Raw genomic sequence first — 21,834 nt, 5'->3', positions numbered from 1 at the left:
GATTAAATGCAATAAAGTGTTACACTATTCGTTGATTACACTGAGGCTGAACATGATGGACAGATACCATTGATGATCACATTATTAATTTCATACTTTGGCAGTGTAATATCAATATTTTTAATACACTCTACACTATTACACTTTACACAAACAAAATGTGCATGTGGATTTAGTCTGACCTCAAAGTATCTTTTTTTATCATTGGATTCAAAAGCATTCAAGATACCCTCTTCCTCAAATTTGGCAATATTTCTATAAAAAGTCGCTTTATCCATAGAAATATCATTTTTGATCTCTTCATAACATAAAGGTCTGTCCGCTTCTTTGAATATCTCTAAAAGTTTTACCCTTGCAGTGGTAAGCTTGATATTTTTATCTTTGATCAGTGCTTCTATTTTCATGGCGGGATTATAACTGAAACTTTATTAAATGCGACTAAGTTGCACTTGGATTATATTCAATGGGGTTTACTATAGATTTGATTGAATGGTATACGTGAAGTGGAAGTAAGAAAGTATATTTTAATATTGATGACCGAATCGCTTTATTGCGTTCGGTCAAAGATGCGATAAAATCTGAAGGGTTAGTGGCAGCCGCAGCCTGTTCCGCAGCTTTCATCACCATCAGATTTTTTCTCTGCTGGTGCAGAAGCTGCTCCTGCACCTGTGCTGCATGCACTGACACCTGGAGGCGTCGTAGGCTGTACACTTGAGTTATCTGCCAAACCTTCAGCATTTACCTTATCGATAAATGCAAGAAGGTTCGATGCAGCTTCCTGATAACGTTTAGCCGTTTCAGAATCCGGCTGATGATAAGTCACCGGCATACCCGTATCTCCACCTACTCTGATCGCTGGTTCTATCGGGATACGCGCGATCACATTTGTATCGTACTCTTTGGCTACCGGTTCTGTTGTACCCATACCAAAGATATCAGACTCAGTATCACATGAAGGACAGATGAAACCGCTCATGTTCTCAATGATACCCGCAGTCGGGATATGGAGTTTTTGGAACATATCCAATGAACGTCTACTGTCATCAAGAGAAACTTCTTGTGGTGTCGTGACTGTGATACCCGCAGTGATAGGTACAGCTTGTGCAAGTGAAAGCTGTGCATCACCAGTTCCTGGAGGCATATCGATCACAAGTACATCCAGTTCAGACCAAAGAATATCTCTCAAGAACTGCTCGATCGCCTTCATGATCATAGAACCTCTCCAGATAAGAGACGTTCCCGGCTCCATCAATAAACCCATAGACATAATTTCAACACCGTAGGCTTTTAACGGCACTGCTTTGTTACCCTGGATTTCGGGTTTTTGATCTTCAACACCCATCATACGAGGAATGTTCGGTCCATAGATATCTGCATCAAGAAGACCTACTTTTTTACCTTGCATTGCCATAGCCACTGCAAGGTTTACAGATGTGGTAGATTTACCAACACCACCCTTACCTGAACTTACCATTACAAAGTTCTTAACGTGTGGCGCGATGTTCTTACCACTGACAGAGTTAGACATTTGTTTTGGTGCTTCTGGAGCAGTGATATTAATGTTCACGTCTTTAAACCCGAGTTTATTGAGCTCATTTGTCGCTTCAAGTCTAAGTTGTGCTTTTACCTCATCCGCCGATGATGTAATATCTATTGTCAAACCTATAGTATCTCCATCGATAAGGATATCTTTGACAAAACCGAATGTTACGATGTCTTTCGTGAAGCCCGGATATGTTACGTTCTTCAACGCTTCTAATACATTTTCTTGTGTCATGTTCTTTATTCCTAACTTAATTTTTATTTCGTTAATGATATACGAGTTATACCACTTGAATCTTAAATTAGATTGAAAAAATAGACTAATATCGTAATTAAGAGTAAATTTGTCCGATAAAGTATGACTAAAGGGTTCTATGAGTATAATTCGTTACTATTTGATACACACTATACTTGATATAGATATTTAGGAATGAACTTGTCAAACACTACTTTGATACTTTTAGGCGCAGGAAGCTCCTCAAGATTTAAAACTCAGATGAAAAAACAGTGGCTCTATACCGGGGATATCCCTCTATGGCTGCATGTTGCTGAACACTTTGAAAAGAGTGCCGTTTTTGATCAGGTCATCATCGTATCCACACAAGACGAGATACGTCTGATGAAAAATTTTGCTTCTTATACCTATATAGAGGGGGGAGAGAGTAGACAGGCGTCACTTAGCAATGCGCTTCAGAAGGTAACTTCAGAGTATGTACTTGTCAGTGATATCGCCAGGTGCTGTGTTCCTTCAGATATGATAGTCCGCATTATGGAAGCAAAAGGAGAAGGAGCCTGTATCGTACCTGTACTCCCTGTGGCGGATACACTCTATCTGGATAGTACACCGATAGACAGAGACAAGGTAAAGATCATTCAGACCCCTCAACTCTCTGTTACAAAAATGCTCAAAAGAGCACTCGAAACTGAAACGGTATTCACCGATGACAGTTCTGCGATCGCTTCTCTTGGAGAAAAGGTACATTTTGTGGAAGGCTCAGTGGATGCGCATAAACTCACCACCCTTGAAGACCTGAAAAAACTCTCGTGTCTTCAGCCACCTTCAACGAAAACACTCACCGGCTTTGGTATAGATATCCATCCTTTTGAAAAAAACAAAGAGATGCTCTTAGGTGGTGTCAAGATAGATGTTGACTATGGCTTTAAAGCGCACAGTGACGGTGATGTCGCCATCCATGCACTGATAGATGCGCTTCTAGGTGCTGCGGGCATGGGTGATATCGGCGAGCTTTACCCGGACAGTGAAGAGGCCTATGCCGGAGCAGACTCTAAAATGTTGCTTCATAATACCGTAAAAAAGATCACCTCTTTTGGGTATAGCATAGGCAATGTAGATCTGACTATCATGGCTGAAGCACCAAAAATTTTACCGTATAAGGAAGAGATGAGAGCCACACTCGCTTCCATACTCGGTATAAGAAAAAACTTTATCAATATCAAAGCTACGACAGCAGAGAAACTTGGTTTTGTAGGACGTAAAGAAGGTGTGACAGTACATGCCGTAGCAAACTTAACTTATTTGAATTGGAAAAACATATGAAAATAATCATTGTAGAAAATGAACTCTATTTGGCGCAAAGTATCGCCTCTAAACTCAACGAAAATGGCTATGAGACTGAGATATACAGTTCCATTAAAGAGGCTATGAACAGTCAGGGGGATGCCTATCTGCTTTCGACAAATTTACCGGGGCAGAACACTTCACCGCTGATCAAACAGTTTAAGGACAAGATCATTATCCTGATGGTGAACTATATCAATAATGATACGGTTGGAGAACCACTGAAACTGGGAGCAAAAGACTACATTGTTAAACCATTTATGTTAGAAGACCTTATGCGCAAGATAGAGCATTATAAAGAGTACCAGTCCCTCAAGAAACAAACCTCTCTCTATCAAGAGTATATGCAAAATCTTCTGCATGATATCGAAACCGACTTTGATATCGCAGAGATCACCACACCGCTTGTGATAGAGACAAATTATCAAAGACTTGTGGACAAAGTCGTTTTTGAACATGCAAAACAAACAAATATGCTGCTTACTTTTGTCCCTTTAAGTGACAAGCACTGGAAAGAAAAAATACTCCAAAGCAGTCCTTCTTCCCTGCTTTACATTACCGAGATCCATCAGCTCAAGAAAACAGACAAAGAAGCGCTTTTGGAAATGCTGAAGGAGTATGATTTCATTCTATGCAGTACCACAGAACTGGAGTCGGATTTCGAGACGATCACTCTCAACACGGACTCTAAACTCTATGATCAAAACGAGATCCTGACCATAGACGATTATGTCAAATTCATTGTGAACAGTTTTCAATACAAATTTCCAGATACAGAACTCTCTAAAAAGTTAGGGATCTCAAGAAAAAGTTTATGGGAGAAAAGGAAGAAATATGGTCTATTCAAAAAGAAATAAATCACTCTATATAGATACTGAGGCCCTTTCTACTCTGGCCTTGGTAAAGGCAGGGCTTATCTCTCCTGTAGAAAAGCTGATGAATAAAAAAGAAGCCCAGAATGTGGATGAGACCAAAATGTACAAAGGTGTACCTTTTCCTTTTTCTTTTATCCTTGCACCCCAAGGTAAAAAAAATCATCAAACTTTGCAGACGCTGCAAAAAGATGAAGTTGTTTCGCTGATCAATGATGGGAACATTGTGGGTGAACTGATAGTGGAAGAGACATTTGAAGTCGATCCTGCACAGCGTCTACAGAACATCTATGGTACTTCAGACACGACACACCCTGGTGTGAGAAATACCATATTGAGACTGGGTAAAATAGCTGTATCCGGGGAGTATACTGTCACCTATCCACTGATCGAAGACAATATGAAACGTATAAGAAATATGATCACAAGGACAGGGGCCAAGCATATCTCATCCATGATGCTTGCAGCGAATCCCTTAAACCGTGCACACGAAAGAATGATCCGTGAAGCGATCACAAATTCCGATCTTCTTGTGATCTTTTTACGTAAACCTTTTACCACTGAAGGTCTTCGTTATGACATACGCCATAATGCACTCACGACTTTTGTCGATAACTTTTTACCACGCAATAAGGTCATTATCATCCCATTTGAGAATACCTACATCTTTGCAGGGTACAATGAACTCATTTTAGATGCGCTTTTAGCGAAAAATTATGGATGCAGCCAGCTGGTCATTGGTAAAAATCATGGCGGGCTTGGTCTGTATTATGATAAAAACCGTCTAAGTTCTGTCTTTGATCGATGCCAGAATATCAATATTGAGATCAAGACCATCGATGAGCTTGTCTATTGTGATACCTGTAAAACACTTGTGAGTACACGGACCTGTCCTCATGGACAACATCACCATGTACACTATGACTCAGCCTCCATTATGAAGCTCATCCAGGCAGGACTCATTCCCCCTTCTATCCTGGTCAGAAAAGAGGTCTCTGCAAATATCCTTGCTGCACTTTTACCCGACAGGTTTGAGAACCTTCAAGAGATGCATTACTCTTTAATGCCAGGTTCAGGTCTATTGGAACAACAGAGTGAAGAGCAGTTCTATCTGAAACTTATCGAACTCTACCAAACATCATCACTGACGTAAAAGAGGGGATCTTATGACAATTCAAAAACTTTTTCTCACATTCTTTGGTGCAGGGCTCAGCCCCAAAGCACCTGGTACGGTAGGTTCCCTGGCTTCCCTTCCTGCAGGCGTGGCACTGATTCACTACTTTGGAATGGAAACACTTTTTATGCTGACACTTGCGATTACCATCATCGGTATCTTCGAAGTGAACAAATATGAGAAAGCTACAGGGATACATGACCATCAGCAGATCGTTATAGATGAAACGGCCGGTATGTGGCTTAGCCTTATGATCGCATATTCAACGGCTGTTACGATGCACTATCCTTATGTTGAACTCTTAGCTATCGTGTTCAGTTTTGCGGCATTCCGTCTTTTTGACATCTGGAAACCCTCAACGATAGGCTGGATAGACAGAGAGCTTAAAGGCGGGCTTGGTGTGATGCTCGATGATGTATTGGCCGGGATCGCCGGTGGATTTTTAACTGCTGCAATACTTATGGGGATCGAGAGACTTATTTAAAAGTCTTTTTTTCTCTACGCCGTCCCCTCTTTACGCTTTTCTTATGCTTATTGGGAAACGCTTCGAAAAACATTCCTATGACCGCGGCAAGCATGATCAGATACGCTATGAACCTTGTGAAACCAGCGATCAAAGATTCATATGCCAAAAGCCCCATTACACTGAGCATATAGTTAAAGTCATGGATCGCATCTACACCTAAAAAGGATTTATGTGCCGGGAGTATACGGCCTTCATGGGCGGTCGAAAGATACCAGGCAGTGTATTGGAGAGAGAAGCCCACGAAAAAGAGTGCTATCAGCGCAGCGAACAGGTTGCCTCTTCGATGGTAATAATAGGCGATCAATCCAGGGAAAAGCAACTGAAAGAGCGTTCCGTTGGCCATGGTCACAAACTCTGGACAGCGTAAGATATAGCAGACACCGTGTCCTCCTTCATGTACGATACCCAAAGTCTGATTGGCCACGAAAAAGTAAAGGGTAAATATCCTCTGTAGTAAAGAGTCACCCTGAGCATAACCCGGCTCCCATGGTGCATAATGGGGGAAAAGCAGGAGGAATACGACAAAGATCCCTAACGTGACCCGCTTTGCCACTGTTTTGGAGTGCAAAGAGGATTCTGACCGCTCATTCTCATCATGGTCTTGATGTAAATGTTTAAAAGGATTCTTTTCAGGCATCGATCAAATGCTTTAATATACGCTTTATGAGCGTTTCATACGCTTTGAGTTCTTCAGACTCCAGCGCAGTGCCTGAACGAAATTTTTTATGGTATTTTTCCAAAGACTTTCTTGATGTCTCATCCAGCCATTTCTCTTTAAAGGTCTGATCCATTTCAATATCGAACACATCTCTTTTGGCATGGGAAGTTTGTGCGACCTTCATCGTATGATAGATGGCACGTCCCAGTAAGATATAAGGAAAATTTCTATTTTCCATAGGCCCCATCTCCAAATAGCGTCTACCCATGGTTTGACCTAACACTTTTACCTCTGAAAGCTCATTGAAACCAAAATAGGCACCTGTACCGCCTACCAGTGCCCCTATGGCTCCGCCCAAAAGAAGTGTATGCCCTGCGAAAAGCAGGTCGATACCTGCACCCGTGACTGCACCTGAGGTCATTCCTGTAATGAGAAGCTCTTTACGCGTCAATCCAAATACAGAAGCTGTCTCTTCTGAAAAAAGATCCATCCCTTCAAACGTCAACACTTTCTCTTTTTTTTGAAGGTGGTCATGGTTCCATATCTCCTCAATATCCTTTTGTGCTGTAACTTCTAAATCACGTAACCGGTCTTTATACTGTGTTTCAATCTTCCCTCTCTCTGCTTCACTGGCCTCATGGGTATAAAAAGAGAGTGTCTCCACAGCACTCACAGATTCATACACCAATCTGGAAATGCGTGCCGCACTACGCTCAAGCTTCTGTTCCTGATACTGTTGAAAAAGTTTGATCGATGCTTTCAGAGGGGCTATCCACTCTTCTTTCATCTGGGCCATGCTCTCGAGTATGCTCATATGCTGTTGGAAGTCTGTCCGCATAGGGTTAAAGGTACGTACCATCTTAAAATAATGTTCCAGTGCCCGCTTCCACTCTTCACTGTAATCCGTCTCGTCGATATGGTTGATCAGTGCCATGGAAGGCTGTCCTGTCCAGCGAAGTATCTCCATCTCTGTTTCGTACTCTTCTCCATAAGGTTGAGAACCGTCTACCACATAAATGATACCTGCTCCATCCATGATAGGTTCAAGAAGTTCTATTTCATCATGAAAACGTTCATCCTCTTTATGTGTATCGATAAATGCCTGTACCACCTCATGTTTCTTATTTGCGGGCACATCATGTTTTTCCAGCCATGCAAGTACCCTTCGTGCTCTTTGAAAACCAGGGGTGTCATAAAGTTCATATAAAACCTTTCCATCCACGCTTAAAGGAAATGAGCGTTTTTTGGTGGTGGTTCCGGGGGTGTCAGATATCTGCACAGAGTCATCCAGTGCCAAAGCTGAGACAATAGAACTTTTTCCTTTGTTCGGATGCCCTACAACAGCAAATGTAGGATGAGGTACATCGATCTGTCTACGACTCGGCATTCTCTACCTCCCTCCCCACTGCATCAGTGCCAGATCTTTTTAACCATACTTTTCTATCACCAATCCCAAAGAGTTTATTTTCCCATACGTCTATCTCTTTAGCAGATGCTTCATAGTCATTTTCTGCCGTACCTATGGGTACTACTATCACTTTATCTACTTTGCCGGTCAATTCACTGAGATAATCTACGAAATCCATCGTCGGAGGTTCCCACGCTTTCACGAACAACACTATTTCCCCATGACTTTTAAATACGATCTCCGTATCTTCTTCAAGTGTGTTGGCACCCCCCACTTCATAGTGTGCAGGTGCGATGACCTTCATACGTTCACCCAGCACCAAAAGCGTATCATGCGGTATAGCCCAGCCTTGTATCCCATCATAAGAGGCATCCAATCTATTGACGATCTGACCATAATTGCCATCTTCAGATAGAAATACCTTTTCACTTTTATCTGCATGAGTAGTGATGATAGGTTCATTGATCTCTCTAAGCAGTTGTGTCGTTCCATATAACGTAAAAAGCGATTGCTTGATCGCATTTTTCAATCCGAAAGAAGCAAGGATGCATATCCAAAAGCGTAAGAAAATGGCATAAAACAGGGTAGAACAAGCCAAAAACTTCCACCACTCTCCAAGCTGCGGTGCATGTGCGATCATCTCTTCATCCAGCGTATCACCCAATCTGAAATATTGACTCTGCTCTATCAGTTCAAGTGATGGCACGGCAGAGGGAACGAACTCCCTCCATGGAAATGCAACAGTATGTAAAAAACTATGAAACAGTTCAGGCGAAATATGCAGGGTTGTACTCCAGGAAAAAGCGATATCTTTCGTCACGATCACGCCCAAAAGTGACAAGAGCAATCCAAGAGAGAAGAACAACACGATGATCTGTGAACGTTTAATGATGATCCAGTTTGTAAGTAGAGGGTTTAACTTCAAACCTTGTATCTGCTCTTGTACCCTACCAGGTAAAAACCCCATGATCTTTTCCATCCAGAAAGCCGGTGAAAGATGTATCAGAACGTTCTCAGCACTCCTGGCCCTAAGCATCGCAAAAAATGTAAGCAACATCGTAAAAATAGGGAGAACAATAGTCACAGCCATAAAATAAATGACATTGACCGGTTCATCTCCATGGTAAGAGAGTAAAGCCACACCCGAGAGCAGTCCGAACGCAAATGCAACCATGACAAGTAGAAAAGTGACGCGGTAGAGATAGGAAGAAAAAGTGTCAGCTAAAAGTGGTTTTCTCAACTTCTCTTGATGCTTCTCTACCCATGCCAAAAGTTGTTCCGCAGGTTTATTTTTTAACATCACATGGGTTAACCCAAAAGCACGGTTCTCTTCCCGAGTAGCAGGATCTAACGCCAATAGCTCATACAGATTTATATACGATTTTATATTCATCTGTCACTTGTTCTCAGGACAACCATAAATAATACATCCCAATTGCTCTTTATAGGTCTCATGATCATAATGCGCTACCCGTGAGACACCCTCTTCAAAGGCGGCTTTTGCTACAGCTGAAGCGACCCAGACCAGGACTTCCTTGTTAAAAGGCAAAGGAATGATATGCTCTTTTCCATACGCTATCGTATCATTCTCATAGGCGGCCTTTACATAGTCAGGCACAGGCTCTTTGGCTAAAGCTGCCAGAGCTTTGGCTGCTGCCATTTTCATCCCTTCTGTGATCTTCTTTGCATGCACATCCAATGCGCCTCTGAAGATAAAAGGGAAACCCAATACATTGTTGATCTGGTTGGGATAATCAGAACGTCCTGTGCCAATGATCGCATCATCACGTACTTCTTTCACCTCGGACGGTAAAATTTCAGGTACAGGATTGGCTAAAGCAAAGATAATAGGTTCAGGTGCCATTTTGGCTACCATCTCCTTGCTCAATGCACCGGCAACACTCAAACCTAAGAACATGTCGGCATTCTCTATCGCATCATCCAGTGTCTTGGCATCTGTATCTATAGCAAAAGGTGCTTTATAGGCATTGAGATCTGATCTATCCGTGCTAAGTACCCCTTTGCTGTCACACATAACAATATGTTTAACACCCAAGCTTTTATACATTTTTGCACAGGAGATACCCGCAGCACCTGCACCGTTCACTACGATTTTGATCTCATCCACTTTTTTACCTGTCAATTCAAGTACATTCATCAATCCCGCCGTCGTAATGATAGCCGTTCCATGCTGATCATCATGAAACACAGGGATATCAAGTGTTTCCTGTAACTTTTTTTCTATCTCAAAACATTCAGGTGCTTTAATGTCTTCAAGGTTGATTCCCCCGAAAGTAGGAGAGATCGCTTTACATGTAGTGACGATCTCATCTACACTGTGTACATCCAGTTCTATATCAAAAGCATCTACATTTGCAAACTTTTTAAAGAGTACGGATTTCCCTTCCATGACAGGTTTGGATGCAAGAGGACCGATGTTCCCCAGACCTAGTACTGCCGAACCATCAGAGATGACTGCAATCAGATTAGAGCGATTGGTGTATTCAAAAGAGAGATTTTCATTTTTGGCAATTTCAAGACAGGGGATCGCCACACCGGGGGTGTAGGCAAGTGAAAGTTCATGTTGCGTGTCACAGGGTTTCGTAAGGTCTATACCTATCTTCCCCTGCTTATGATATGCGAGTACTTCTTCTTTTTTGATTTCAGACATTGTCTACCTTACAATTTCAAGATAATCTATTATACTTAAAGTATGATAAGGGCCACTCTAGTTATTCAGGGAAATACTCTTTTATGATCTGAGGGAAAAGCTTCATTGTTTTTCTGGCCTTGTCGATCTTCGGCTGAAAGACTTCTGCAGAGTTTGGAAATTTAGTCATACACTCTGTATATATCGCAATTTTATCTTCCATATGTGCTTCAAGTGCATCAAGTACAGATTGCATATTCTCCCTGCTCGTTGCGAACTTCATGAGTAACTCAAACATACGCTTACGCGGATGGATCGCCATAGAATCCCCTGCATCAAGCGCAATATCTTTAATGTCCCATCTTGAGATATAAATACCGCTTACATGTGGAGCGATAAGCTTCGCATACAGTGCTTCAGTATAAGAAGGATAATCTTTGAGGTCTACCTTTTCATCCGCAGCACATTGCCCATCAGGGCCAAATGCAGGGGTGCCGTTAAAATTTTTCTCATTGAAGTTTTCAAACTCTTTTCTTAAATCGTCTATATCTCTCATTCTTTTTCTCCTATTAATAACGGAATATCATCCACATTTATTTCTGCATCAAACCATCTATGGGCTATAAGCATCATCTTTGTCACAAAAATGATCTGGTCATCCAAGAACTCAGGTTTGTCATAGAACGCTTTTGCCACATCATCCAGACAAAATCCCTGCACCTTACCATCAGCAACTTCAACAAAATCGACACGCCCTTCTCTCTGGGCACAATCATTCAGATTTTCACAGTAAGGTATAGCCTTGGCACCAAACTCTTTTTCAATCATCATTTGCGTGACCTTTGACTTTCCGACATTTGCCATAGTAAAATCAAAATGTTCATCTTTAATGTTCAGGGCAATCGCTGTTGCATTGATACCATTGCGTTTCATGATCTTGTTAAAGTATCTTCGCATATACCCTGTTTGGGCATTATAACCAAGGATGGTACAGAGTCCAGTATCGGGTTTGATCTCATGGGGTTGCATAACTATTCCTCCCCTCTCATACGCTTAGCATTATCATGCAGGAACATCGCTTCTTCCTCTTCCACTGCACAGCGTGGGCACATCTGTTCACCGCCAGTATAGGTAAAGTTATTACCACACTCGTTACAGCGCTTGATATTGAACGTTGCAAGGGTTCTTTGTGTAGGTTCAAAGAACTCTTTGATCTCAAATCCGCTTTGCAACTGTATCGCTTCGGGTTCACACACATCATGACACAAACGGCACTTCACACAAAGCATGGAATCAAAATGTATGAGTGAGAACTTACCGTCAGAGGAAAGTGCCCCGGTAGGACAGATACGGTAACAGATCTGACAGTTGGTACAACTCTCATCCACGAATTTTTGGGAAGTGAAGCTCACTTCCTCTTCCGGAAGTACTTCAAACACATTAGGTACTTCCGCACGTTTGAGTGTGGTAAAAAGTATTTTGCGTTTATTTGGCAGTTTTTTATCTTTGATCTTGGCTATCACAGAGGCATCTATCTCAAAATGTTGCAGTTCATCTTCATCGACCGCATCATCAAATGCTTTTTTGTGTTTTACCACACCTTCAAGTGAAGCATTGCCTAAAAAGGAGCGTCTAGATACCACTTCATCTTCATTCTCTGTCTCATTCTCTCGTGTAACTTCTTTGGCTGCCATATGGTTCGTAGTGAGCTGTTTGGTAGAAAAACTCGATAAGACAAAATTCGCTTCATCTATACGCTCTTCAATATGCTCAAAAAGGAGTGAATCTTCATCATACGAACTCATATCTATCGTGATCGTCTCATCACTTGCCAGAGCCAGAGAGATCAAATGTTCCACACTCAACACTGAAATACAAGGGACATTGAACTTTGGCGAAATGAGCCTTACTTTGGATTCTAAAAATGTAAAGAAAAACTCTGTGGTAGAAAAGTCCGAAAGTGCAAAAGCTTCTGTAGGACAGATACCCACACATGCCGCTGCTTCCACTCCAGTGGCTGCACTAAAACTAGGGAGGTTGTCTACAAGGCTTATAGAGTCCGGACAGATATCTACACACTTGGTACACTGAGAAAATTTACTTGTCGCTCTTACACACGCACCCACATCAAAATGTAAACCCATAAACTACGCTTTATCCCCACAATATGTCGATAATTTTTCTGTCACATATTCAAAATCACTGAGCAGGAACTCTAAAGCCAGCTCTGCACCGTCATGGTACAGCGGCGTACGTGATTCACGTTTTGCATTGATAAGGAACAAAGGTGCCCACTCCAAAAGGTGTTCTTTTAAAAATGCACGTTGTACCTGAAGCAACTCACAGATACCGTCTTTGTCTTCGGCATCTAAAGCTTTTTGCAGTGCAACACATAACATATACATGAATTCCAGTTCCACACCTATATGGTCTGCACTGACTACTCTCGCAGCATCCAGTTCAACACGAAAATCCAACTCATTATAGAGTTCAACGACAGGGTTGTCTCCACCGCTTTCTATCATCTGATCATCTCTTGTATAGAAGCTCTCATACGGTACAAGGTGCATTAAAAAGAGGTTGGTAAAGTCCACATTATAGTACTGGTCTATGAGCTCTTTACGTGAAAGTTCTTTGCGTTTGGACCAGTCCCTGTAGTTAGGGAAAAAAGATAAAAGTCTCTCATCTTTTTCAATGTTCTCCAAAAATGTCTCATCGACTTCTACAAGCATCAATCTTGAGATCAAAGCATAAATTGCGATACGGTTTTCTATCTCTTGTTTCATTAAATCCATGTTCTATATATCTGCTTTCATGTTAAATATTTTGGCACTATACCACTTTCAAGATAAATAAGTAATAAGAAATTAATTATCTGGGAAATTGTATGGTGTAGGCATCCCCAGGAAAATGCCTGGAAATGCATCAGTAAGATTTGCCTTACTTGATTTTTACTGCATATGCTTTGTCAGACAAAGGCACAGCTGGACGCTTAATGTGTTGAGGACGTCTAAGCGTATCTGTACTGTCAAGAGGACGTGTTAAGTCGTCTCTCCATGCCTGGTACACTTTCATATTGTTCTCATAGTTCACATAAATGTCACCGATCTGATCATCTTTACCTGCAAGTTCTATCACAACTTTTTGGTGCCATGCATGGTTACCTGCAACCGGATCCGGATGTGATGGTGCCACAGCATTTTGCCATGAACCAGAAAGACCATCCCACCAAATATTGTCAAGGTCTCTGTTGTACGCTTTGAACTGCCAAGAGTCTTTGTGCTCGTCCATACCGGCTACGATACCCTGAGTTGGTTTGAGTGTTCCCTCTTTACCATCCATGGTCATCTCATATAATGGCGCACCTACACCCATAATCCCTAGTTTGTGTTCAAATCCAGGGATATCGACTGCATTTTTAAGTTTCCATCTACCTGCATGGTGCGAACATGCCATTACACCTGGCATTGTAGCTTCGGTCGGTACCGCCATAGCAATGAAGTAACCTGATTCCAGACCAGATACAGTATCTTGGATCGTTACCTTAACGGCATCGCCTCTTTTAATGCCAAGTCTCTTCGCATCTTCAGTGTAGATCCATACCGGGTTATGGTTTTGAGAGATCTCCATAAGGTGTTTAGAGTTTACTGAACGGGTATGGATGTTATATGGCAATCTAAATACCGTATTCAACGCGAACTCATTCTCTTTTTGCATGAAATCATGGTGTACTTGCGTAACAACATGTGTCATTTTCTTTCTCTCTTCAGCATTTTTTGGATAGATAGGTATAGCATACTCAGGCCATTTCCATTCTTTGAACCACTCACAATAGAAGTCTAGTTTTTTAGTCAGTGTATGGAAACCTTGTACCAGTTCACCGTCTACTTCTACACCGATCGCAGTCTCTTTACCATCATGCCCCGTTGCAAGAAGTACACCGAAATCATCTTTAGTCACTTCACTTTCATGATACTCGTGACCATGCGCGAAATATGTATCGCCTACTTTTTTCAGTGGTCTCTCTTGCGGTTTATAGATATTTGCTTCTTCTAACCATGTACCTCTGTCTCTCATCATCTCATAGTTCGGATACTTAGAGTCAGGATATGCTGCTTTTGCTGCTTTTCTAAGGTTAGGCAATTTATCAAAGGCTGCCTGATACCACTCTGCAATGGTTACAGCTCTGCTTGGATCTTCTTTTGAAGCCCAGTGCTTACGAATTCCCAATGATCCGTCTGGATCTACATAATGTGTCATGATGTTTGCCCAGAACTCTACCTCTTCCCATACCTCACCAAGACCTGCTTTGATGTGTGCTTCCAGTGTAGCTCTTGTTGGATCTTTTGGCTTCCATCCCATTTTTTCCAATGCAACTCTAAGTGCCGGGTTACGGAAACTTAACCATCTTTTCGGTTCGGTTGCCTCTGAGTGTTGGTCATGTCTTTCACCAGCAAGTCCCACAGGTAAGATAAAGTCACAGTACCAGTTTGTCTCAGACCAAGTCGGAGAAAGGTTGAATGACAATTCGATCTTATCTTCTCTTTTAAGTGCTTCGATCCATCTGAATCCATCCGGGTTGATCCAAACCGGGTTATACATACGAGGAATATACACAGAGATCTTTTCAGGAACGTTCAATCCTTTGGCATTCCATTTATTTCTCCACTCATCATCCATAAGAAGGTGAGGCAGAATGTGACTCATTTCATATGAACTCAACGGATACTCAGGCGGCCATGCCAGCTCGTTCCATACATCTACTTTTGCAGGTGCTGAACCGTCCACAGTGGCAGCATCTCCTTTACCGTTGACCGAAATAACATGCCAGTGGTGAAGCCCAACACCACCTTTGTCACCTGCCATCGCACCACGAAGAACAAATGGTAAGAATGCTGATCTGGCGATCATCCATCCACCTTTGTGACCTATCGGTCCTGCTCTCCAGATATAGGTTGCAACTCTTGCACCCGCATCAATGAACATATCGTAAAGTTTTTCTACGATACGTTTCTCTATACGACACTCTTCCGCTACAAAGTCAAGTGTATAAGGGCTGTACATCTCAGCGATCATCTCAATGAACTCTTCATAAGAGTCACCAGCAGGTACGGACTTGATGTATCCTTTTTCAACAAGTACATTCAAGTAGTCTCTGTCTTTCATAAGGTGATCCCAGTTTACCCAGTTCTTCACAAAGTTGTGGTTTACAAGATCTTGACCGTTCAGACCCTTTTCATTCAAGATTCTGTTCGCAAGATAGAGATAGAGTGCTGTCTCTGTTCCTGGCCAACATGGTACCCAAAGGTCTGCCATACCCGCAGAGTTTGACAAACGTGGATCCATAACAACAAGTTTCGCACCTTTTTTACGTGCTTCAGCAATACGACCTGCCGCCTGTTGGAAATAGTGCCCTGCATCCGCAGCGTGAGAAGACTGAAGGAAGATCAGCTTTGCATTAGACCAATCCGGAGAGTTTCTGTCATCGTTTGTCCACTGGATCGTACCTTGTCTCGCACCTGCAGAACAGATGTTCGTGTGAGAATCATAACCATCGATCCCCATAGAGTGTGGTACACGGTGACCAAAACCGTTTTCATTCGGACGGCCAACGTGGTACATGATTGATTTTTTAGAGATCTCATCACCTGTTTTGAGTGTATCGTGCATTTTCTGCCCGATCTCTTTCATCGCCTCGTCCCAGGTTGTTCTTACCCATTTACCTTCACCTCTTTTAGAACCTGGTGCTCTTTTAAGAGGGAAAGGAATTCTATCCGGATCATACATTTGTGACTGCGCTGCATACCCTTTGGCACAGTTTCTACCACGAGATCCTGAGTGAAGCGGGTTACCCATGTATTTACGTACTGCCAATTGTCCACCGGCTTTATATGTAGATAGGTCAACCCATGCAGTTAGACCACAAGATGCTTCACAGTTTGAACATGCTGTAGGGACAAGCATATACTCAGTTGCTTTGATCCCGTCAGGATTGTCTTCGCTCTGTACACCATTTCTACCTGTACCACCTCTTTTCCAATCATCTCCGTCTAACTCAGTAAAGCTATCCCACTCTTCAAGTGGCGGATAGAATGAAAGTGTCTTTGGTGTAGGTGTAAACTTCGTTTCTGCCATTGCAGGCGTATCTGCTACAGTTTTAAATACGCCTGCCGCAAGTGTTGCACCTGCTACAGAGTAAGCTGTACCTTTAAGGAAACTTCTTCTACCTTCGATAAAATTTTTATCTTCTGTGTTCATTGATTTTGTCATAGATATCTTCTCCTTAACTTAATGGTAACATTTGTGGGATCTTAAGCCAAACATCTTTTACCAAGAATAACCCTACCAATGCTAAAATAGCTGCAAATCTAAGCAGCGTCATGTTTTCTGATTTCATGTAACTCATTCCCAAGAAGAATGGGATAATAAATCCAAGTGTCATACCAAACCAGAATTCAACACTATATGCCCCACCTGAGTGTACATATGCTAAAACGGCTTCTGCTTCTGAAGATTTGAATGAGAAGAAATACTCGCCCATATACATCATAAAACTAAAGAAAACAGCAAATGTAAGTACAAGTGCCAAATCTTTTCTTGCTTCTTTACTCCATGAACCAGAAATAAAGATCAATGCTGCAGAACCGGCCATAAGTGCTGCCCACATCATTTGCATGACTTCAGTCGGTGCCTGCCATAACTCTCTTGCACTTGATTGTGCCATAATGATGGCAGTATATGTAGTAACAGGGATCGCTAAAAATACTAAAAATGGCATGATCTTTTCATACACTGCAGAGTTATTTCTAGCGATTTCAGCAAGCTTGTTTTTCTTACCGCCAAGACCTGGGAATGCATCTGCTGCACCGATCACCATGAGCACTGTAATAAGAGCCAAGAATAGTGATGCCATCCATGCACCGACAGTAATAGATGAAGTCCAATGCGGATGTGTGAATATATGTATCATTCTGTACGGCTGATGTAGATCTATCAATGTAAACAATAAGAATACGTTCAATGATACAAATGCGATCACCGGCATAAGCCATCTTAAGTTAGGCATTTCATCTTTGTTATGTCTAAACCATAAAAATGCTGCTAAAAAGACCACACCTGTACCGATACTTTTTGCCCACATGTTTACAGTAATAATACTCCCCCAAATAAGGCCCTGAATCGGTACATCGAGTGTAACAACTGCTTGCGTTGCGTTAATTGTACTTTCTACCATCTTAGTGACCTCCCTCTTGTTCATGAGATTCAGCATCTATCGCTGATTCAATCAAACTTGCGTTGTCTGTTGGACCATGATGCCCAGTGAACGGTGCCAAGAATCTATCAAGGATCCCGTGATTTTTGTCCCCTACATGCTCTAGGTGCGTAATATTATTAAAGAGACTGAAACCTTCAATTCTCTGATGTGCAAGTGGATTCAATGTTGCATTACCTCCACCTACATAAAAGTGTGTCGGAGAAGTATGCTTCTCTGGTTTACGTACCTGAACCGCACCTTTGTGTTCCATAATATAGAGTGAAATATGACTGTGGTCATCTTCAATATCTCCAAAGATATTTGCTTCAACCGGACAGGCAACCACACATGCTGGCATCATACCGCTCTCAATACGGTGTGCACAGTAGGTACATTTGTCTGCTGTGTTTGTTTCAGGGTCCATATAGATCGCTCCATAAGGACACGCCATCATACAACCTGCACAACCGATACATCTGTCACTATCAATATTTACAATTCCATTTTCTAAATAATGTAATGCCGATACCGGACAGATACGCTCACATGGTGCACTCTCACAGTGATTACAACGTAATGGTGTAAATGATCTTCTAGTATCCGGGAATGTTCCCAAGTCTATATATTTAACACGTAAACGCCAAGTACTCAATGGAACTTCATTTTCCACTTTACAAGCAATCTCACAACCTTTACAACCCATACACAGGTTAAGGTCAACTAAGAAACCTAATTTCATGCTTCCTCCTTAAATTTAGCTACCTTATAATAATTATAAGTACCCGTTAATCCGATGAGACCATAGGGAAATGCTTAGATTAATACTATTAAAGTTTGCTTTAAAAATTGGTTATTTGCTTAAAGAAACTTCGCGTTTTTAATCTGATGTAGCAAATAGAACATTTTTGTTAAAAAAAAATGATAAGTACTATCTGCTATTTATATTTATTGAATATATACGTATCGCTATCAGCTGTCCAGACTACTCAGTGAGTCCGGTTAATATCTTATTCATACCTGCCTGTGCAGCTTCTAGGACTTCCATATCTTCTGTGCTATCTATAGCCATGGAGCTCATCCAATTGTACACAGAAGGAAATCCGATCTGCATCTCATCTTCATCTTTCTTTTTACTGAGATAGAGTGAACACGGCGCATAGGCCCCTGCTTCCGGTCTTGTTTTAGCGATAGTGTAGATCACCGGTAGTTTACAAACAGAGTAGACTTCATAAAAAGCAAATGCTTCATAATTTGATTCTTTAAAATCATCACCTAGGTTATTATGTCCTGCGATAACAAAGCCTTTAGGTGCAAGCTCACCTTCAAAGCCCATTTTGAACTCTTCTAACTGGTCTTCCCACTCATCTGGATCCATCTCCATACTGAAGTTCGTAACAAGTTCACCTTTTGCCTCTGTCTGTACATACGGTAATGTTTCAAATGAACCATTTGGCATTGCCTTTTTCAATGTTTGTTTGACAAGTGTCCTTAAATCATGCAGGGTTTTATCATCACTTGGCGTTTTCATGATCTTAGACATTGCTTCGACTGTTAGAGACGAGACCGAGATCGTTTTTTCACCTTTTTTCGTATAGATCGACATACTCATTGGTGCAAAAAGACCCACATTAGGATATTTCTTTACCAGTTCCAGAACAACATCCGGTTTATACAACGTAAAAAGATTATAGATATCAAAACCTGATTCTTTAAACTGCTTCACAAAAGGGCCATTCATATCCCTGTTGGCAGAGATCACAAAACCTGCCTCTTTAAATGCTTCTTCTATGCTTGCAGGAGTGATCTTTCCATCTGCGTTTTCTGAAGTGAATACTTCTATATCCGGAGTAGTACTTTTCATAGCAGCAGGTGCTTTAGCTGCTGGCTTTACAACTTCCTGAGATATCCCGCCTGTAACGATCAATGATGCACAAAGCATCCCTTTAACTAACAATTTCATATTTTATTTCCTTTTGATTTTTATACCGTAATATAACAATCTTCTGTAAATAATATGTAAAAGTTTAATCTAGATCATGGCTGGGCATAGGTATAGCCCCGAAGCTGCCTCTCTATGATCTCGACGATACCCGCAGTTGCAAAGCCAATGTCATCAAGCAGGTCTTTTTTCTCGATATGCAGTGTCCTCATGGTGTTCTCGCACGCAATAAACTCTACATCATAGGTCATGAGTGCTTCTATACGTTTTCGTACATCTGCATCACCTTTTTTCAGTAAAGACTTTAGTCCCTGTCCATAGGCCACGATCACCACTTCAGTGTTTTCCGGTCTATAGAACTTCATGACATTATTGACCGTACTTAAAATACGGTTTATCTCTTTGATCTCTCCGCTAGGTATACCAAATACAAGCTGTCTAGGATTGTCAATTGCGGGCTTTGGTTCGGCAAACTCTGTCTCCGCTGCCGCAAAACTGAATACGCATACGAGCAGTATCAATATCTTTTTCATTGTTTATCCTTTACTTTTGTTTCATTTTGGCTTCTCTCAATATATCAAGAAAATCCTTTTTTCCCCATGCACCTGGTATGTTCAATAACACTTTAGCATTTTCATCTATAAAAATAAAACTGGGGGTCAATTCAGTGTTTAATCCTAAAGGAAGTTCCGTAGTAGAAATATCGATCGCAACGGGGATAAAATCCTTTTCCAGCATCTCGACCACCTCATTTTCCACCATCACTTCTCTCTCCATTTTTCTACAGAAGTAACAATCTTTCGTCATCACTTTAAGCATAATGATCTTATGCTCGTTCTTTGCCTTTTGCAATGCTTTTTCAAATCCTTCATAGGCTACACTATGCTCTTCTACGACCTTCTCATCAAAATCATAAATATAGGTACTGACTGCTTCAAGTTCCTCTTCGCTGACCTTTCCTTCAAGACTGGGCATGGTTTGAAAAGACTGCATCACTTCGTCTAAACAGAGACTTTTTTGTCTGTCTGGATGCAGCACATACTCAGTGATGAATGCAGCTACTTCCATACGATGTATCTCATTGTCACCTTTTGGATCTCCTATACTCTTTTTTAATCTGTAAGAGAGCTGGTTTAACGTGGGTGCAACAAGCTTCAGCAGTGTATTGTTATAGTCTTGAAAATTCTCTTTGAGTTTGGACATAGGGATATAGCCCTGATGACAAGAAGCACATTTTTTTTCATACACTTCCTTGCCTTCCACCGCATAGAGTGCATTTAAATAGAGTAACATAGCTAAGGCTATTCTCATTCTTCATCCTCATCATACATTTCAAGTTCCCGATACGCATCAAATACATTACGGCTGTGCAATACATCATAAAGTTTCATCTTCTCATACTTGGGCATGGTTACTTTTTGGGTGATCTCTCCCATAGGAATATCATTATCCAGTGCATCAAGTACCTCTTCTTTCATTTCAAGGAGGTAGGTTTTGAGTGCCCGTGTAGCATTCGCATCTGTTCGATATCCGTGCCCGCCTATGATGACCTCAGGATGCAATGCATCTATTTTTGCCAATGCCTTGATGGAACCCATGAGCGAACCGTCACGCAGGGAAGTGACCCTTCCATTAAAGACAAGATCTCCTGCGAACAGTACCTTCTCATTCCGTAAGTATACTATAAGATCGCCCTTCGTGTGTGCTTTTGCTACCAATTGCTGAATTTCAAAGGTCTTGTCGCCGACATTGAGCGTAAGGTTATCATCTACTACAGTGTCAAGATTGACGATCTCCGTCTTACCGAAAATTTCACTGCCCAAAGTACGCTGCATACGTGTTTCCATACCCACAACTACATTTTGTTCATACGTCCTTGGACCTATCAACAAAGCGCCTTTGCTTTTATAAAAACTATTGCCTAACCAGTGGTCGTCATGATCATGTGTATCGATGACATATTTTACAGGGAGGTTTTGGATCTTTTGCATTTGGGTATATGCCTGCTTCGCATAGGCATACGTAGGGCCGCTGTCTATGACAACAAACCCCTGTTTTGTTTGGACAAAACATGTATTCACCATATTACCACCGTTTTCCTTGGTGATATTTTCAAGTGCACCAAAAAAGCAATGTACATCTTCAGCGACCTTGACAGGCGCCAAATGATATTCATGCGCCTGCGCAGTCCATAAAAACAGACAGAATGCTATGATGCTCTTCATTCGTAC

21 protein-coding genes are annotated in these 21,834 nt (G+C 41.6%); 4 read left to right on the top strand and 17 right to left on the bottom strand.

Annotated elements, in window-relative coordinates; genetic code table 11:
* Positions 1-35: 35 nt before the first annotated feature.
* Together LDM98_RS10310 and LDM98_RS10305 are read right to left on the bottom strand one after the other, a co-directional pair.
* Positions 36-404, bottom strand: coding sequence for a Fur family transcriptional regulator (locus LDM98_RS10310; protein WP_223899323.1), 369 nt, complete (start codon positions 402-404; stop codon positions 36-38).
* Positions 405-586: 182 nt separating this feature from the next.
* The gene (locus LDM98_RS10305; RefSeq protein WP_223899322.1) at positions 587-1,777 is read right to left on the bottom strand and encodes an Mrp/NBP35 family ATP-binding protein; all 1,191 of its coding nucleotides are present in this window, start codon (positions 1,775-1,777) and stop codon (positions 587-589) included.
* A 201-nt stretch (positions 1,778-1,978) separates the two neighbouring features.
* Here LDM98_RS10305 and LDM98_RS10300 point away from each other — a divergent pair, with 201 nt between their 5' ends.
* Genes LDM98_RS10300 through LDM98_RS10285 form a run of 4 tightly spaced genes read left to right on the top strand, consistent with a single transcriptional unit; the run spans position 1,979 to position 5,651 of the window.
* Complete coding sequence (locus LDM98_RS10300; protein WP_223899321.1) at positions 1,979-3,100, top strand: bifunctional 2-C-methyl-D-erythritol 4-phosphate cytidylyltransferase/2-C-methyl-D-erythritol 2,4-cyclodiphosphate synthase; 1,122 nt, start codon at positions 1,979-1,981, stop codon at positions 3,098-3,100.
* On the top strand, positions 3,097-3,978 hold the full coding sequence (locus tag LDM98_RS10295; RefSeq protein ID WP_223899320.1) for a response regulator: 882 nt from the start codon (positions 3,097-3,099) through the stop codon (positions 3,976-3,978). The genes LDM98_RS10300 and LDM98_RS10295 overlap by 4 nt, the downstream gene beginning before the upstream one ends.
* Positions 3,956-5,146: a sulfate adenylyltransferase gene (locus tag LDM98_RS10290; protein WP_223899319.1), complete on the top strand. Its 1,191-nt coding sequence runs from the start codon at positions 3,956-3,958 to the stop codon at positions 5,144-5,146. The genes LDM98_RS10295 and LDM98_RS10290 overlap by 23 nt, the downstream gene beginning before the upstream one ends.
* A 13-nt stretch (positions 5,147-5,159) precedes the next feature.
* A complete protein-coding gene (locus tag LDM98_RS10285; RefSeq protein WP_223899318.1) occupies positions 5,160-5,651 on the top strand; it encodes a phosphatidylglycerophosphatase A in 492 nt (163 codons plus the stop codon).
* Here LDM98_RS10285 and LDM98_RS10280 read toward each other — a convergent pair.
* The 15 genes from LDM98_RS10280 to LDM98_RS10210 all read right to left on the bottom strand — a co-directional run bounded on the left by LDM98_RS10280 (position 5,644) and on the right by LDM98_RS10210 (position 21,828).
* Positions 5,644-6,330 carry a hypothetical protein gene (locus LDM98_RS10280; RefSeq protein ID WP_223899317.1) on the bottom strand — a complete coding sequence of 229 codons (687 nt, stop codon included), beginning with the start codon at positions 6,328-6,330 and terminating at the stop codon, positions 5,644-5,646. The genes LDM98_RS10285 and LDM98_RS10280 overlap by 8 nt on opposite strands.
* On the bottom strand, positions 6,323-7,738 hold the full coding sequence (locus LDM98_RS10275) for a DUF3482 domain-containing protein (protein ID WP_223899316.1): 1,416 nt from the start codon (positions 7,736-7,738) through the stop codon (positions 6,323-6,325). The genes LDM98_RS10280 and LDM98_RS10275 overlap by 8 nt, the downstream gene beginning before the upstream one ends.
* Positions 7,725-9,152, bottom strand: a complete 1,428-nt coding sequence (locus tag LDM98_RS10270; RefSeq protein ID WP_223899315.1) for a DUF2868 domain-containing protein — start codon at positions 9,150-9,152, stop codon at positions 7,725-7,727. Before LDM98_RS10270 ends, LDM98_RS10275 begins: the two co-directional genes overlap by 14 nt.
* Before the next feature lie 3 nt (positions 9,153-9,155).
* Positions 9,156-10,430 (bottom strand): malic enzyme-like NAD(P)-binding protein, encoded by a 1,275-nt coding sequence (locus LDM98_RS10265; protein WP_223899314.1) that lies wholly within the window; start codon positions 10,428-10,430, stop codon positions 9,156-9,158.
* A 61-nt stretch (positions 10,431-10,491) separates the two neighbouring features.
* Positions 10,492-10,965: a hypothetical protein gene (locus LDM98_RS10260; RefSeq protein ID WP_223899313.1), complete on the bottom strand. Its 474-nt coding sequence runs from the start codon at positions 10,963-10,965 to the stop codon at positions 10,492-10,494.
* Positions 10,962-11,438 carry a hypothetical protein gene (locus LDM98_RS10255; protein WP_223899312.1) on the bottom strand — a complete coding sequence of 159 codons (477 nt, stop codon included), beginning with the start codon at positions 11,436-11,438 and terminating at the stop codon, positions 10,962-10,964. Before LDM98_RS10255 ends, LDM98_RS10260 begins: the two co-directional genes overlap by 4 nt.
* 2 nt (positions 11,439-11,440) lie before the next feature.
* Positions 11,441-12,553: a 4Fe-4S dicluster domain-containing protein gene (locus LDM98_RS10250; RefSeq protein WP_223899311.1), complete on the bottom strand. Its 1,113-nt coding sequence runs from the start codon at positions 12,551-12,553 to the stop codon at positions 11,441-11,443.
* A 3-nt stretch (positions 12,554-12,556) separates the two neighbouring features.
* Entirely contained in the window at positions 12,557-13,195 is a 639-nt protein-coding gene (locus LDM98_RS10245) for a molecular chaperone (protein ID WP_223899310.1), read from the bottom strand.
* A 154-nt stretch (positions 13,196-13,349) separates the two neighbouring features.
* Positions 13,350-16,679, bottom strand: a complete 3,330-nt coding sequence (locus tag LDM98_RS10240; RefSeq protein WP_223899309.1) for a molybdopterin-dependent oxidoreductase — start codon at positions 16,677-16,679, stop codon at positions 13,350-13,352.
* A 13-nt stretch (positions 16,680-16,692) separates the two neighbouring features.
* Positions 16,693-17,643 carry an NrfD/PsrC family molybdoenzyme membrane anchor subunit gene (nrfD, locus tag LDM98_RS10235; protein WP_223899308.1) on the bottom strand — a complete coding sequence of 317 codons (951 nt, stop codon included), beginning with the start codon at positions 17,641-17,643 and terminating at the stop codon, positions 16,693-16,695.
* A 1-nt stretch (position 17,644) separates the two neighbouring features.
* Positions 17,645-18,403, bottom strand: a complete 759-nt coding sequence (locus LDM98_RS10230) for a 4Fe-4S dicluster domain-containing protein (RefSeq protein WP_223899307.1) — start codon at positions 18,401-18,403, stop codon at positions 17,645-17,647.
* A gap of 243 nt (positions 18,404-18,646) precedes the next feature.
* Positions 18,647-19,624: a DUF302 domain-containing protein gene (locus LDM98_RS10225; RefSeq protein WP_223899306.1), complete on the bottom strand. Its 978-nt coding sequence runs from the start codon at positions 19,622-19,624 to the stop codon at positions 18,647-18,649.
* 74 nt (positions 19,625-19,698) lie between these two features.
* Entirely contained in the window at positions 19,699-20,136 is a 438-nt protein-coding gene (locus LDM98_RS10220) for a DsrE family protein (RefSeq protein WP_223899305.1), read from the bottom strand.
* 10 nt (positions 20,137-20,146) lie between these two features.
* Positions 20,147-20,914 (bottom strand): thioredoxin fold domain-containing protein, encoded by a 768-nt coding sequence (locus tag LDM98_RS10215; protein ID WP_223899304.1) that lies wholly within the window; start codon positions 20,912-20,914, stop codon positions 20,147-20,149.
* A complete protein-coding gene (locus LDM98_RS10210) occupies positions 20,911-21,828 on the bottom strand; it encodes an MBL fold metallo-hydrolase (protein WP_223899303.1) in 918 nt (305 codons plus the stop codon). The genes LDM98_RS10215 and LDM98_RS10210 overlap by 4 nt, the downstream gene beginning before the upstream one ends.
* Positions 21,829-21,834 lie beyond the last annotated feature (6 nt).

Origin of the sequence: Sulfurovum sp. TSL1, from assembly GCF_019972135.1 — a bacterium.
In the GTDB taxonomy this organism is placed as follows: domain Bacteria; phylum Campylobacterota; class Campylobacteria; order Campylobacterales; family Sulfurovaceae; genus Sulfurovum.
Note: the sequence above shows the minus strand (reverse complement) of the source record. Positions and strands in the feature narration are given on the sequence as shown.